Below are 14,624 nucleotides of genomic sequence, written 5' to 3'. Positions count from 1 at the left end.
CCGAGGCCTTCAGGCCAATTCGGCGAACAGGCTGTTGTAGCCCGTCTTCGTGATTCGTACCTGGATAATGTCACCGATTTCGCCGGTCTTTTCATCAACAATAACCGGCTGCAGCCACGGCGAGCGGCCAACCTTCTGGCCGGCCTGGCGGCCCGGCTTTTCGATCAGCGTATCGATAGTCCTGCCGACAAGGCTTGCGCCGAAATGCTGCTGCTGTTTCAGAAGCAGCGCCTGCAGCCGCTGCAGGCGCTCGTCCTTGACGGCCTCCGGCACGTGATCGCTCATCTCCGCGCCCGGCGTGCCGGGGCGCGGAGAGTATTTGAACGAGAAGGCCGAGGCATAGTTGACGTCTTCCACCAACTGCATGGTCGCCTCGAAATCGGCTTCCGTCTCACCGGGAAAGCCGACGATAAAATCACCCGACAGCGCGATGTCGCTCCGTGCGGCACGGATGCGGTCGATCAACGTCAGATAGTCCTTGGCCATATGCCTGCGGTTCATCGCCTTGAGTATGCGGTCGGAGCCGGATTGCACCGGTAAATGTAGATAGGGCATCAGCGTAGGCAAATCACGATGGGCGGCGATCAATTCATCGTCCATGTCGCGCGGATGGCTGGTCGTGTAGCGCAGCCGCGCCAGACCTGGAATCTCCGCCAGCCTGAACAGCAGCCGGCCAAGGCCCCATTCCTCGCCGTTTTCGCCCCTTCCGTGCCAGGCATTGACGTTCTGGCCGAGCAGCGTCACCTCGCGCACGCCGGCATCCGCCAGGCGCTCGGCCTCGGCGACGATCTGTGCCACCGGCCGCGAGACTTCCGAGCCGCGCGTATAGGGCACGACACAGAAGGTGCAGAACTTGTCGCAGCCTTCCTGAACGGTCAAGAACGCCGTCACGCCGCGCCTGATCAGTTCGGCGCGCTTTGGCTGCGGCAGATGCTCGAACTTGTCCTCGACGGAATAGTCGGTCTCGACGATCTTTTCGCCGCTCCGCGCTCTCGCCAGCACACCGGGCAGCCGGTGATAGGTCTGCGGACCGATGACCAGATCGACGGCCGGCGAGCGGCGGATGATCTCGGCACCCTCGGCCTGCGCCACGCAGCCGGCGACGCCGACCAGCATTTCGCGCCCGGCCTTGGCACGTTCCGCCTTCAACTCACGGATGCGCCCAAGTTCGGAATAGACCTTTTCCGCCGCTTTTTCGCGGATGTGGCAGGTGTTGAGCAGCACCAGATCGGCCTCGCCGATGGCATCGGTCGCGGCATAGCCGTCGGCCGCCAGAGCATCGGTCATGCGCTGCGAATCGTAGACGTTCATCTGGCAGCCATAGGTCTTGACGAAGACCTTTCTGGTCGCGGCAGCCGGAACGACCAGGTCTTCGGCGGCAGCGCCGATGTCGTCGCGTTCTATCGTGTTCAATTCCATTTCGCGGCTTCTAGCGCCTTTCCCCGACAAAAAACAGACGAATCTGGCCGGAACCTGCGCAGACTACCGGCTTGGGCGCGGTTCGGCGAGCGCCGCCTGCACCATCTCGCGCACCTGGCGTTCCATCTGCTTTGCCGTCTCCTTGCGGCTCGAGCCCTTGGAGAAAGCGATCGCCTCGCCAAAATGCACCTCGACGTCGAGAGCGCCCTCGGCCATCAGCACCTTGAGGTGCGGCATCAGCTCCTCATCGCCGATCCAGGCGGCAACCGGCCGATGCCGGCGGCCGAGCGGCACGCCATGCAGGCGCGTATAGACGATGGCCACCGGCTGGATGAATACCTGTTCGGCCGCCCCTTCCGCAATCGCCATTGTAGCGGCGCCGAACAGCGTACTCTTGAACGGCAGGATCATGTTGCCGTCGCCGGTCGAGCCTTCGGCGAACAGCACCATGGCGTCGCCCTTGGCCATGCGGCCGGCGATCTCGCTCGCCTGGTCGCCCGACGAACGTTTGCGTTCACGTTCGATGAAGACGGTGCGCTGCAGCTTCGACAGCATGCCGATCAACGGCCAGCCGGCCATGTCGGCCCTGGCGATGAACGTCACGTCGACCATCGACCCCAGCACCATGATGTCGGTCCAGGAGATGTGGTTGGCAGCAATCAGCAATGGGCGCTGGCCGGACAGCGCTCCCTTGACATGGATGCGCAGCCCCAGCGCCCTGACGATCATCCTGTGCCAGATCTTCAGGATGAAGGTCTCGCGCCAGAGCCCGGTCTTCATCGACAGTATCTGCAGCGGCACAAGCACCAAGGAGCCGACGACAACCAGCCCCAGCGCCAGGAAAATCCTGATTTTTCCGATCATCCGCACCACCCCGGCGTTTGGCTAGCGAAGATCGCGGCGCATGACAAGCGCGCCGGTCGGGCCGTGTTCCGGCGACTTGTAATAGTTGGCGCGCTTGCCGACCTCGCGGAAGCCGAGCCGCCGGTAGAGCGCGATCGCGGCGACATTGGTCTCGTCGACCTCGAGGAAAAGTGCCTCGGCGCGCTGTGCGTGCAGTTCACGCAGCACCGCATCCATCAATTGCCAGCCGAGCCCCCGGCGCCGATGCGAGCGTGCCACCGCGACCGTCAGGACCTCCCCCTCGCCGGCCGCCAGCCGCGCCAGCACGAAGCCAACCGGCGGCTTGGCGCCCTGTCCGGTCTCGCGCGCGGCATAGCCGAACACGGTGTCCTGCTCGAGCAGTGCGGCGAATTCGTCGTCAGTCCACGGCCGCGCGAAATCCTCGCGATGCAGCACCGACATGGCCGCGCTATCGGCAATCGTCAACGGCTCGAGCGCATAGTCCCTGCGACGCGGCTGGAGGAAGGGAATGCGCATCAGTTTTTTTGCCTCGATAAAATAAAGCCGGCCTGCGGCTTGGCGTCCGCGCCGCGCAAATACAACGGCTTCGGCTTTTCACCATCGTCTTTAGCAGTCGCCAGCTGGGCATAGACGGCGATGTCGGCGGTGGCCCCGATCGGGCCGGTGTCAAAAGCGCGCCCGACCGAGGCGGCAATTTGCGACGTCGCGGTGCCGGCAAGAACCGCGGAGCAGTCAACCGCGATGGCTGCGGCTTGCGAGAGCGTGGTCACAGCGGGACCATAGATCAGAACCGACCTCTCATCGTAAAGCGCCGCATGGATCTCCTCGCGGCCTGCATCGAGCGCGGCGAGAACGGCGCGGCCGGGAAACGTTACTCTCGCTTGCGCCGCCAGTGCTTCCAGAGTCGTCACGCCGATCGCCGGGATTTTCAGCGCCAGCGCAAGGCCGCGCGCCGCCGAGACGCCGACGCGCAGACCGGTGAAGGAGCCCGGACCGGTGGAAACGGCAATGGCGCCGAGGCCGCTAAAGTCCGTTCCGGCCGCCTTCAACGCCCCTTCGATGACACCCATCAGATGCTCGGCATGACCCTTGCCGAGATCGAGCACCGAACGGCCGAGCTCTTTCCCGGCCGCCGCGTCGTAGACGCAGGCGGCGCAGAGATTGGCGGCACAGTCGATGGCAAGCAATTTCATGAAGCGGCCGGTTGAGACAGTTTCGAAAACAGCTTCCCTCTGCCCGCCAGGGCTGATCCCCGCAAGGGAATAATGGATAAATCGTCAGGCGACTTTGCTTCGGCGCGGGTCCACGAATGTAAGTTTCAACGCACGAAATCGCCACAATGAGTATCGGGACTAGCCGACCTGCTCGATACGCAGCACGTGATTGTCCCAGACATAGTCCGGCTCGGAACGGATCGAGCCACCGGCCTCGACGATTTCGCCGGCGCCGGTCGTCGCCATAAAGCTCTCCCCATCGGGCGCCACGCCACAGACCTCGACCAGCGCCTTGGTGGCGACGATGCGGCCGCTGGCCGCGTCGATCACGGCAAGCGAATTCCCCTCAGGCGAAGACACGGCGATGGTGCCGGCGGCAGGGTTGGCGGCGACCGAGCCGATATAGTTCCTGAAGCCGGAGAGCACGTCCTGCGACATGTCGAGCAGTTCCAGTTCGTTGCCGCGCGCCGCGCGGCCGACCAGCGGGGGACGATCGGTACCCGGCCCCCTATACTGACAGCCGAACCAGACGGTGCCGGACCGGTCGGCATCCATATGGCGAATCGATAGCTGGTGCAGGGCCGGCGGCAATTCGTGCTTTTCGGTGAGATCGCCGGTGAGCCGGTCGACCAGCACATAGGACGGCCTCATCGTTGCGATATTGAGCTCGGCGCGGCCATAATCCGGATGCGTCTCGATGCCGCCATTGGCCACAGCAATCGTCCTGCCGTCGGAAAGCAGCAAAAGCTCGTGTGGGCCCATGCCGTAGGTCGGGAACTCGCCAATGCGCTTGAATTTCGCATGCGCGTCATAGACGCCGACGACGCCGGCGGCATTATCGAAATCGTTCTCGGTTGCGTAGAGCAGCGCGCCGTCGGCCGAGAACACGCCATGGCCGAAGAAATGCCGGCCGGCAACGCTGGCAATGGTGTACGGTTCATCGCGGCCGGTATGGTCGAAGACGACAGCAAAGGTGCCCGGCTGCCTGGCAAACACCACCGAACGCTTAGACACCGGGTCGAAGGTAACGTCATGGCCCCGATCGGGCAGATCGATCGTGTGCAACAACTTGCCGGCCTCGGACAGGACGGCCGCGCCATAGCTGCCGTCGCGCTTGACGAAAGCGGTGGCGAAGACCGCCTCGGCATCGAGCGTCTTTGCCCAGGCCGACGGCGCCATCGCCGCTACCAAACCAGCGCCTGCGGCCCTCAGGAAATCGCGCCGATCGATCAGCGGCGTCCTCATGATCAGTCGCCGTCCAGTGACGAGAACCCGGCGGTCAGGCCGAATTCGGCGGTCAGCCTGGTGCCGATCAGGGTCGTCAGGCTGGATGTCACCAGGGAGAAATAGTCGAGCTTGCGGCGCAGCGCCGGATCGGCAAGTGCCTTGTCGATCGGTCCCCTGATCGCCTTGGCCGCCTCGATCCCGTTGGTGAGCTGGATGTGGACCGATTCCGCCATCCAGCGCGCATCGGGCGCCAGCGCGTCGCCAAGCTGCGAGGCCTGGAACAGCGCGTCCATGCCCGCAAGATTCCCGGTCAGTGAGCGGGCGGTGTTTTGCGAGCGCCAATAGATCGCCTGTTTCGGTTTGTCGGCCTCCGGCTTGGCGCCCAGGAAGCCCTTCAGACGTACGTCGCGGACCATTTCCAACTCGTTGATGAAGACGCCGACCAGTTCGGTCACCGCTTCGGTGCCATTGTGGTAGAGCGCGTTCTGCGGACCCGCATTGGCCCAGAGAGCGGCAAAGCCGTCGGGCTTGGTCCAGGCATTGGCGACCTCGCCGGCGATTGCCTCGATATTGCCGGCAATGGCCGCGCCATAGGCGCAGCGATAAGCGTCGTCCCTACCGGCCAATTGACCGGCGCCGTCGCCGTAGAGCACGAATTCCAGTGCGCCGAGCCCTTGCATGGCGACGCTCTTTGTCGCCAGCTGGGCCGGATCGGCTGCTGTCGGATCCTTGCCGGCAAGTGCTGCTTGCACCTGCTTCAGGCCGATGCTCTTGCGGTCCGGCCAAAACAGCATGCGCTCAAGCCGGTTGTTTTCGGAGATCGGGCCGAAACGGATGATTTCCACCACTGACCACGCATCCACGACACCAGAGAATTCGGCGCGTGCCGCATCGAGATTGTCTTGCGAGGGCGCTTGGCAAAGCGCGTGCATGGTCTTGGCCAAGCTGTCCGCATGGTCATGCAGCCTGGCATAGGCCGGGCGAACGAAGCCGTCGATCGCCCGCTGGATCACATCCGAAGCCTTCACCGCCGCGGATGCCGGCAGCGCACCGGCGAGGACCAGCATCAGAGCGAATGCAAGACGCCTCGGCATCAGAGCGACTCCAGAAACTTGATCAGCGCTGCGCGATCGGCAGCATCGGCCGCGGCAAAGCGGTCGCGCGCTTTCTGCCCCTCGCCGCCATGCCACAGGATCGCCTCGGCCAGGCTGCGCGCGCGCCCGTCATGCAGGAAGAAGGTGTTGCCGCTGACGGTCTGGGTGAGCCCGATGCCCCACAGCGGCGGCGTGCGCCATTCGCTTCCGGTGGCCTCGCCCACCGCCTGTCCGTCGGCAAGGGCGGGTCCCATGTCATGCAGCAGGAAATCGGAATACGGCCAGATCAGCTGGAAGGCCTGCGCCTTGTTCGGGGTGCCGCGACGGGTGACGAATTTCGGCGTATGGCAGGAGATGCAGCCCATATCGTAGAACAGTTTTTTGCCGGCGAGCACGTCCGGTCTGTCGAGGTCGCGCCGGGCCGGCACGGCAAGGTTTTGCGAATAGAAGGTCACGAGGTCCATGACCGGCGGCGGCGCTTCGACCGGACCGAGGCGCTCCTGCACACCGTTGGGCAGGGCAAGGCAGGTCTTTTCCGCGGCGCCGCAATCGCCCCAGTGCTTCGGCACCTCGGGCGTCGAAATGCCGATATCGCCGGCAAAAGCGTCCGCCGATTGCTGGCGGATCGAGGCCGCCTGCGCCTTCCAGCCGAAACGGCCGAGCGTCAGTTCACCGCTGCTGCCGTCGCGTATCATGTTGGGCCTGCCGGAAATGCCGTCACCATCGCGGTCGGCCGGATCGGCGCGGGCAAGGATGTCGGCAGGAGCGATCTGCTCGACCAGGCCAAGGCCGATCATCGGCGGCGTCATGCGCGGCGACAGCGTGGTGTGTGGATCGAGCGGCCCGTAGGCGAGACCCTCGACCGAATAGCTCGGCTTGCGCAGCGACACTGCGCTGCCGTCCGCCAATTTCACCTTCTCTTCCTGATAGTCGACATGCATCCTGCCTTCGCCCTGCAAGCCGGGAACGGCTAGCTCCTGCAATTGCGTGCCGTAGACCGGGTCGGGGAAGTTGAGCACCTTGTGATCGGCGAGCGCGGCTTTCTCCTCCTCGGTACTGGCTTCCCTTGCCAGGCGCAGGAACATCGAGGTGGTGCCGCTGTCGCCTTCGGGCGGATGGCCGCGACCGTCTTTCAGATGACAGTTCTGGCAGGCGCGCTCGTTGAACAGTGGACCGAGACCATCCGAGGCCTGTGTCGAGGATGGCGACGACACCCAGTTCTTGCGGAAAATGGCGTTGCCGAGCTTGAAGGTGCCCTCTTCCTCGAAGCTGATGTTGGCAGAGGATTGCGAGAAGGCATCCTTGTTGACGTCCTTCTTCGAGGTGCCGGCGCCGCCCTGCATCAGCTCAAATTGCTCGGGCCTGGAAAAATCGCTGGTCGGCCTGGTAATGGCGGTGACGCGCGCCAGATCCTTCGGCGTCAGATCGGTGCGGCTGGTGGCAAGCCCCGCCGGTTGCGGCGCCCCGGCCAGCGCCGAGGCTGTAAGCGTCGCCACCACGGCAAGTAAGGCGCCGCGAAGGATACCGTATCGCGGCTTCTTCTGAGGCGGCAGGCCGCAATGCTCGGCCGGCCGCAAGCGGCGCATGAAATCTAGGGGGCGCCGCATTCCGGCATATCCTTATTCCGCCTCGTCGGCCGATGCCGCGTTGAGCTGGCCGTACTTTTCCTCGCCGATTGAGGCGAGCAGGTCGAGTTGCGTCTCGAGGAAGTCGATGTGACCTTCCTCGTCGGCCAGCAATTCCTCGAACAGCTTCATCGTCACGTAGTCGCCTGCTTCGTTGCAAACCTCGCGCGAACGCTTGTAGGCGGTGCGCGCGTCATATTCGCCGGCAAGATCGGATTCGAGCACTTCCTTGACATTCTGCCCGATGCGCAGCGGCGCCACGGACTGCAGATTCGGATGGCCCTCGAGGAAGATGATGCGCGCTACGAGCCGGTCGGCATGGTGCATTTCCTCGATCGATTCGGCGCGTTCCTTCTTCGCCAGCTTGGCGTATCCCCAATCTTCCAGCAGCCGGAAATGCACCCAGTACTGATTGACCGCTCCAAGTTCCAGAAACAGAGCCTCGTTAAGCCGCTCTATGATCTGCTGTTCGCCTTTCATGGGTTCTGCTCCCGTATTGGACGCGCAGGCCTCTGACGCGATCAAGGTGTGAAACGATGTCCACGCCGCTCGCCGCCGAGCGGGCGTGGTAATTTTCGGTGACCCGAATGATCGTTTCGACCACATTTGGGAAGCAGCCGCAACAGCGACCACGCTTGTGCATGGCATGATAGACTTTCGCCGGCACGATAAGCTGCCAGGGGTCGTCATCCAGCAATCCGACGATCGTCTGCTCTATCTCCTTTTCGGTGATGATGTTGCAATGGCAGATCAGCATTTGTCGCTCTGGCTAACGGCGCTTCGTTGCGTCGCGTGGCTGGTGGTTTCGATAGTTTACTGGAACACCTTGTCCGGTGAATCGAGGCTGTCCGAGCCCTCGAAGGCTATCGCATTGAGCTTCAGTGTCCCGACGGCGCGTTCGATCGACTTGGTCTGATCGACCAGCGCGTCGATCGCCGCCTGCACGGTGGCGTTGCCTTCCGTGTTGCCTTCTCCGATCTGCTGGTCATAGGCCTCGCCGGCAAGCGCCCGCGCCTTGATGGCCTCCATCTTGGCGACGGTGACGTCCAGTTTGTCCGACAATTCCTTGTCAACCGCCGGGTCGGCCGCCTTGACCATGTCGGCCACCGACGGCCCCTCGACGACAGTGCCGTCGAGCCGCGTGTAGCTGCCGTGATAGGCGGTACGGATGCCGATCGCATCATAAAGATGGGAGTTGTAGGTATTGTCGGAGAAGCAATCGTGTTCCTCTTCCGGATCGTGCAACAAGAGGCCGAGCTTCATCCGCTCGCCGGCGAGCTCGCCATAGGACAGCGAGCCCATGCCGGTGAAGATGGTCGAGATGGCGGCGTTCGGCTCGCCATCGACAAGGTTCTTGCGGGCGGCGCCGCCTTCCTTCCAGTCGTTGACCATGTCCTTGAGATCGGAAACCAGAAGGTCGCTCGCCGATTTCAGATACTGCCCGCGACGGTCGCAATTGCCGCCGGTGCAATTGGTGAGGTCGTAATCGGTGTAGGGCCGCTCGCCGGCGCCCGGACCGGTGCCGTGCAGGTCTTGCCCCCAAAGCAGGAATTCGATGGCGTGATAGCCGGTCGCCACATTGGACTCGATACCGCCGGCCTCCTGCAGGGTGCCGGAGAGGAACTCCGGCGTCAGATTGGTGGCGTCGACCTTCTTGCCGTTGATCTCGATCGACTTGTTGGCGATCACATTGGCGGTGTAGAGCGCGTTGGCGTCCGACTCAGTGCCGTAGCTCTTGGCAACATAGTCGATCAAGCCTTCGTCGAGCGGCCAGGAGTTCACCTTGCCTTCCCAGTCGTCGACGATGGCATTGCCGAAGCGATAGACCTCGGTCTGCTGATAGGGAACGCGCGATGACTTCCAGGCATCGCGGGCGGCGTTCAGCGTCTCGGCCGATGGCTTGGCGAGCAGCGCATCGACAGCCTTGTCGAGCGCCTCGGCCGTGATCAGCGAATCCTCGTATTTGGCGAGCGCGATGTCGGAATAAGTCTTGATGACCGCCTTGGCATCGGTTTGCGCCTTGGCCGGCAGCACGAACACCGCCGCCGTCAGCATCGCGGTGGCGCCGATCGCCGCAAGCCTGCCGCCATACCGTGCCGTGATCATCGTTCTCATGACTGTCTCTCCTCGGGAATCAATGAAATGCCGGCGCCGCGGCGGGCAACTGCCAGCGGGCAAAGAAGGGTCGCGCGATCGCGCGGTTCGCGGAAGAAAAGACACCGAAATGCCTCCAATCGAAAGGGTTCAAGGCCCAGACATCAAAGGGATGCGCTGACGCGCGAGCTTCCATAAAACGGCGAAGACACCGGATGTCAACTGGTGGCGTAGAAAAAATTCAATTGAAACAACAGTTTAGAATTATTCTAAACTAGAACTGTCAACTTTAACATCGATGTATAGGGAATGCCGGCGCATGACGCGGTTGACAGGCGGCCGTTCCGGGTGCGACCCGGATCGGCGCTCTTGCGGCGGCGCCGGACAATCGCCACCTGGCGAGACGTCCTAGATTTGAATGAGGAATCGGGCTGTTATGAAGAACGGGGTCGTCATTGTCGGTGCGGGTCATGCGGGCGTGCAAGCGGCCGCCAGCCTGCGCGAAGAGGGCTGTGACGCCCCGGTGATCCTGGTCGGCGACGAAAACGAATTGCCCTACCACAAGCCGCCGCTGTCGAAGACCTTCATCAAGGATCAGCAAGCAAAGCCGCAGCCGTTGCGCGGCGAGGCTTTTTATACCGGCAGCGCCATAGACTACCGGCCAGGCCTCCGGATCGAGCGCATCGATGTAGGCGGCCGCAGGCTGGAGATATCGGGCGGCGGCGTGTTGCCGTTCGACCGGCTTGTCCTCGCCACCGGCGCGCGGCCGCGCCTGCTGCCGCTGCCGGGTTCGGAGCTTTCTGGCGTTGTGTCGCTGCGCTCGCTCGGCGATGCCCGCCTGATCCGCGAATTGAGCGCGCAAAGCGAGGAGGTCGTCATCCTCGGCGGCGGCTTCATCGGCCTGGAGATTGCCGCGACGCTCACCGCGGCCAGCCGCAAGGTTGCGGTGGTCGAGGCGGTCGACCGGCTGCTCGGCCGCGCCGTGGCGCCGGTCATCGCCGGCCATGTGCGCCAGCGGCTGGAAGCCACCGGTGTGCGCGTCCTCACCGGCACCACCATCGAACGGCTGGAGGGCGAGAACGGCCGTGTTTCGGCTGCAATCACCTCATCCGGCGAAAGATTGCCGGCGCAGATGGTCGTCATCGGCATTGGCGTCGTGCCGAATGTCGAACTGGCCGAAGCCACCGGTATTGCCATCGCCAACGGCATCCGCGTCGACCAGCAGATGCGCACGTCCGTGCCGGAAATCCTCGCCATCGGCGACGCCGCCTCCTACCGGCACTGGTTCACCGGCGGCGATGTGCGGCTGGAATCGGTGCAGAACGCCACAGACCAGGCGCGGCTCGCCGCGCGCACCATCGTCGGCCACGCCGACAATTACTCGGCGGTGCCGTGGTTCTGGTCCGATATCGGCGACATGAAGCTGCAGATGGTCGGTCTGATTGCGGGCGGCGACAGCCATGTCGTGCTGGGCGACGTGGCCGAGAACAAATTCTCCATCTACCACTATGCCGGAAGCCGGCTGCTCGGCATCGAATCGGTCAACCGGCCGGGCGACCATATGCTTGGCCGCAAGATGCTCGGTGCCGGTTTTTCGCCGTCGCCGCAGATTGTCGCGACCGGGCCCGACGGGCTGAAGGCGGCGCTCGCCGCCTTCCAGCAGGCAGAGCCTGCAAGAGCGGCGGGATAGCTCTAGGCGGCGCGGACCTCGCGGATCGAACTTTCCAGGATGTCGAGCGCCTCGTTCATAACGGCGTCCTGGATGGTGATCGGCGCGAGAAAACGGATGACGTTGCCGTAGACGCCGCAGGTGAGCAGGATCAGGCCCTTGTCGAGCGCCTTCAGCCGGACCGCATTGGCGAGTTCCGGCGACGGCAGGCCCTTCGTCACATCGTTGAATTCGACCGCGTTCATGAAGCCGGGCCCTCTGATATCGACGATCTCCGGCGCTTCGTCGCGAATCGATTGCAGGCGCTGCTTCAGCCGGTTGCCCAGCGTGTTGGCGCGGTCGCAGAGCTTCTCCTCATCGATGACGTCGAGCACGGCATGCGCCGCGGCGACGCCGATCGGGCTGCCGCCATAGGTGCCGCCGAGCCCGCCGGGGTTCGGTGCATCCAGGATCTCGGCACGCCCGGTGACCGCCGCCAACGGGAAACCGCCGGCCAGGCTCTTGGCCATGGTGGTGATATCGGCTGCCACCTCATGGTGGTCCATGGCGAACATCTTGCCGGTGCGGGCAAAGCCGGTCTGCACTTCGTCGGCGATCAACAGCATGCCGTGCTGGTCGCAGATCTTGCGCAATGCGGTCATGAAGTCGCGCGGCGCCTCGTAGAAGCCGCCCTCGCCCTGCACCGGCTCGACGATGATGGCGGCGACGCGGGCCGGATCGACATCGGCCTTGAACAGCCGGTCGAGCGCGGCCAGCGAATCGGCGACCGCGACGCCGTGCAGCGCCACCGGGAACGGCGCATGGAAGACGTCAGCCGGCATGGCGCCGAAGCCGACCTTGTAGGGCACGACCTTGCCGGTCAGCGCCATGCCCATGAAGGTGCGGCCGTGAAAGCCGCCGGAAAAAGCGATGACCGCCGGCCGGCCGGTGGCGTTGCGGGCAATCTTGATGGCATTCTCCACCGCCTCGGCGCCGGTGGTGACGAAGATCGTCTTCTTGTCGAATTTGCCGGGCAGCATGCCGTTTAGCCGTTCGGCCAGCCTGATATAGCTCTCATAGGGCACGACCTGGTAGCAGGTGTGGGTGAAACGGTCGAGCTGCGCCTTGACCGCTTCGATCACCCTGGGGTGACGGTGGCCGGTGTTGACGACGGCGATGCCGGACGAGAAATCGATGTAGCGGCGGCCTTCCACATCCCAGATTTCCGAGTTTTCGGCGCGATCGGCATAGATCTGCGTGGTCATGCCGACGCCGCGCGAAATCGACTGGCTCTTGCGTTCGGAAATGGCTGAATTTGTCATCGTACCCCTCACCGGGCCGGCGCCCGCTCTCGTTTGATGGCTGTTGAGACTCTTCTGACCTTATTTCACGCTTTCCTCAAGTTGGCACTGGCGGCGGGCGATTGGGCCTGCCGCCGATGCGTTAACTGGCGAGCCTAACCCAACCGCCTATACGCGTACGAGAAGAGGTTTCCTTTTTGCGGGGATCAATTATCCTCGCCATTGTCCGCCCTGTCTTGCTACAGGGAACGGCCCCGCGCGGTTGAGGGAGCTATGAGCAGGAACGCGACATCGTCCGTCTCGCCGCAATTGGTTAAAGCCCATTTGTCTTTTCCTGCCTCCACAATTCTAGCCTGCGCAATGGCAATGCTGCCTTTGCTTCTGGCCGGTTGCCAGAAGCAGGAGGCCGCCGCGAAGAAACTGCCAGTCATGGTCCTCACCGAGACCGTGGCGATCGCCAACTATGCGCCAAGGACTTCGCTCACCGGTGTGATCGCGGCGCGCACGCTAAACAATCTTTCGTTCCGGGTCGGCGGCCGCGTCGCCGAACGGCTTGTCGACGTCGGGCAGCATGTCGATCAAGGTACCGTGCTCGCCCGCATCGATCCGCAGGAACAGGAATTCGACCTGCGCTCGGCGCAGGCCGATCTCGACGCCGCGCAGGCGCAATTGACCCAGGCCGCCGCCGCCTTCGAACGGCAAAAGACACTGCTTGCCCAGGGCTACACGACGAGGCGCGACTATGATGCGGCCGAACAGGCGTCGAAGGTGGCGCGAGGCAGCGTCGATGCCGCTCAAAGCGCGCTCGCCAATGCAAAAGAGGACCTTTCCTTCACCGAACTCAAGGCGGGTGCGGCAGGCGTGATCACAGTGCGCCAGGTCGAAGCCGGGCAGGTGGTGCAGGCGGCGCAGACCGTCTTCACCCTTGCCGAGGACGGCGACCGCGATGCGGTCTTCAACGTAGAGGAAACGATGGTAGCAAAGACGCCGGCAGCACCCGCGGTGACAATCACGCTGTTGTCGGATCCGCAGATCAAGGCGATGGGCAAGGTGCGTGAAATCTCGCCGGCGGTCGATCCGGCTTCAGGCTCGATCCGGGTCAAGGTCGCCATTCCCGACACGCCCGCGGGCATGCCGCTCGGCGCGGCCGTCATCGGCTCGGTCAGCGCCCAGCCGTCGAAGGCCGTCATCGTGCCGTGGCAGGCATTGACCTCGAGCGCGGGCAAGCCGGCCGTCTGGGTCGTCGATCAAGCGACCAAGGCGGTGGCAGCGAGACAGGTGGAGGTGCTGGCCTTCGGATCCGGCTCGGTCATCATCGACAAGGGGCTCGAGGCAGGCCAAACGGTCGTCACCGCCGGCGGCCAGTTGCTCAGCCCCGGCCAGACCGTCGAGATAGCGGGAGCGGAGCAATGAACCGGCTCCTGCGCAGCCCTGCCCCGCTTGTTCCTGCCCTGTTTGGGCTCGTGCTCGGCGCCTGCTCGCAATCGGAAGAGAAGCCGCCCGAGATCATCCGGCCGGTGCTGTCGGTGGTGGTCGAGCCCCGCACCGTAGAGACCTTCGGCTTCGCCGGATCTGTCGAACCGCAGTTCAGCGCCGACCTTGCCTTCCGCCTGCTTGGCCGGGTCGTCGTCCGCGATCTCAAGGTCGGCGATATCGTCACCAAGGGCACGACGATCTCGGCGCTCGATCCGACGGCGCTGGAGCTTGCCGTGCAGGCAGCGAAGGCAGAACTCTCCAACGCGCAGGCGCAATTTGCCAATGCCGCCGCCAGCGAGGAGCGCCAGCGCCAGTTGCTTGTTGCCGCCAATACCTCGCAAGCCGTCTTCGACGCCGCGCGGCAAGCCAGGCAGGCCGCCGCGGCCGGTGTCGAGCGGGCCAATGCGGCGCTGGCCAAATCGCAGGAACAGCTTGGCTATACCAGGTTGTTCTCGGACTTCGATGGCGTGGTCACCGCCGTCGGCGCCGAGGTCGGCCAGACGGTCTCGCCCGGCCAGACCGTCGTCACGGTGGCGCGCTCTGACCCGCGTGAAGCAGTCGTCGACATTCCCGACCAGTTGACCGGCGATCTCGCCTTCGGCACCCCCTTCCAGATCATCCTGCAATCGCTGCCGACGATACGCAGCGACGCCAAGCTGCGC

At 64.0% G+C, this 14,624-nt stretch carries 14 protein-coding genes; 3 read left to right on the top strand and 11 right to left on the bottom strand.

What is annotated here, in order from left to right; genetic code table 11:
- Positions 1 to 9: 9 nt before the first annotated feature.
- From miaB to E5W70_RS03195, 10 genes are all read right to left on the bottom strand, one after another.
- Positions 10 to 1,419: a tRNA (N6-isopentenyl adenosine(37)-C2)-methylthiotransferase MiaB gene (gene miaB, locus E5W70_RS03240; protein ID WP_292653987.1), complete on the bottom strand. Its 1,410-nt coding sequence runs from the start codon at positions 1,417 to 1,419 to the stop codon at positions 10 to 12.
- A 63-nt stretch (positions 1,420 to 1,482) separates the two neighbouring features.
- Complete coding sequence (locus E5W70_RS03235; RefSeq protein ID WP_292653986.1) at positions 1,483 to 2,283, bottom strand: lysophospholipid acyltransferase family protein; 801 nt, start codon at positions 2,281 to 2,283, stop codon at positions 1,483 to 1,485.
- Between the two features lie 21 nt (positions 2,284 to 2,304).
- Positions 2,305 to 2,799: a ribosomal protein S18-alanine N-acetyltransferase gene (gene rimI, locus E5W70_RS03230; RefSeq protein ID WP_023719576.1), complete on the bottom strand. Its 495-nt coding sequence runs from the start codon at positions 2,797 to 2,799 to the stop codon at positions 2,305 to 2,307.
- A complete protein-coding gene (gene tsaB, locus E5W70_RS03225) occupies positions 2,799 to 3,476 on the bottom strand; it encodes a tRNA (adenosine(37)-N6)-threonylcarbamoyltransferase complex dimerization subunit type 1 TsaB (RefSeq protein WP_292653985.1) in 678 nt (225 codons plus the stop codon). The genes rimI and tsaB overlap by 1 nt, the downstream gene beginning before the upstream one ends.
- Positions 3,477 to 3,635: 159 nt before the next feature.
- Positions 3,636 to 4,742 carry a DUF1513 domain-containing protein gene (locus tag E5W70_RS03220; protein WP_292653984.1) on the bottom strand — a complete coding sequence of 369 codons (1,107 nt, stop codon included), beginning with the start codon at positions 4,740 to 4,742 and terminating at the stop codon, positions 3,636 to 3,638.
- 2 nt (positions 4,743 to 4,744) lie between these two features.
- Positions 4,745 to 5,818: an imelysin family protein gene (locus E5W70_RS03215; protein WP_292653983.1), complete on the bottom strand. Its 1,074-nt coding sequence runs from the start codon at positions 5,816 to 5,818 to the stop codon at positions 4,745 to 4,747.
- The gene (locus E5W70_RS03210) at positions 5,818 to 7,425 is read right to left on the bottom strand and encodes a di-heme oxidoredictase family protein (protein ID WP_292653982.1); all 1,608 of its coding nucleotides are present in this window, start codon (positions 7,423 to 7,425) and stop codon (positions 5,818 to 5,820) included. Before E5W70_RS03210 ends, E5W70_RS03215 begins: the two co-directional genes overlap by 1 nt.
- Positions 7,426 to 7,437: 12 nt before the next feature.
- The gene (gene bfr / locus E5W70_RS03205) at positions 7,438 to 7,923 is read right to left on the bottom strand and encodes a bacterioferritin (RefSeq protein ID WP_023676883.1); all 486 of its coding nucleotides are present in this window, start codon (positions 7,921 to 7,923) and stop codon (positions 7,438 to 7,440) included.
- A complete protein-coding gene (locus E5W70_RS03200) occupies positions 7,889 to 8,200 on the bottom strand; it encodes a (2Fe-2S)-binding protein (RefSeq protein WP_292653981.1) in 312 nt (103 codons plus the stop codon). Before E5W70_RS03200 ends, bfr begins: the two co-directional genes overlap by 35 nt.
- 56 nt (positions 8,201 to 8,256) lie before the next feature.
- The gene (locus tag E5W70_RS03195; protein ID WP_292654036.1) at positions 8,257 to 9,498 is read right to left on the bottom strand and encodes an imelysin family protein; all 1,242 of its coding nucleotides are present in this window, start codon (positions 9,496 to 9,498) and stop codon (positions 8,257 to 8,259) included.
- A gap of 475 nt (positions 9,499 to 9,973) precedes the next feature.
- Between E5W70_RS03195 and E5W70_RS03190 the strand changes: the two genes are divergently transcribed.
- On the top strand, positions 9,974 to 11,227 hold the full coding sequence (locus E5W70_RS03190) for an FAD-dependent oxidoreductase (RefSeq protein ID WP_292653980.1): 1,254 nt from the start codon (positions 9,974 to 9,976) through the stop codon (positions 11,225 to 11,227).
- Between the two features lie 2 nt (positions 11,228 to 11,229).
- Here E5W70_RS03190 and E5W70_RS03185 read toward each other — a convergent pair whose 3' ends face one another.
- The gene (locus E5W70_RS03185) at positions 11,230 to 12,507 is read right to left on the bottom strand and encodes a 4-aminobutyrate--2-oxoglutarate transaminase (protein WP_292653979.1); all 1,278 of its coding nucleotides are present in this window, start codon (positions 12,505 to 12,507) and stop codon (positions 11,230 to 11,232) included.
- A 345-nt stretch (positions 12,508 to 12,852) separates the two neighbouring features.
- Here E5W70_RS03185 and E5W70_RS03180 point away from each other — a divergent pair, with 345 nt between their 5' ends.
- Positions 12,853 to 13,899 (top strand): efflux RND transporter periplasmic adaptor subunit, encoded by a 1,047-nt coding sequence (locus tag E5W70_RS03180; RefSeq protein ID WP_292653978.1) that lies wholly within the window; start codon positions 12,853 to 12,855, stop codon positions 13,897 to 13,899.
- The coding region (locus tag E5W70_RS03175) for an efflux RND transporter periplasmic adaptor subunit (RefSeq protein ID WP_292653977.1) at positions 13,896 to 14,624 on the top strand (729 nt) is incomplete at its 3' end. The genes E5W70_RS03180 and E5W70_RS03175, both read left to right, overlap by 4 nt.

The organism is Mesorhizobium sp. (genome assembly GCF_005063415.1).
Taxonomy (GTDB): domain Bacteria; phylum Pseudomonadota; class Alphaproteobacteria; order Rhizobiales; family Rhizobiaceae; genus Mesorhizobium.
The sequence above is the reverse complement of the archived record's forward strand: the minus strand, read 5'-3'. Positions and strand labels throughout refer to the sequence as shown.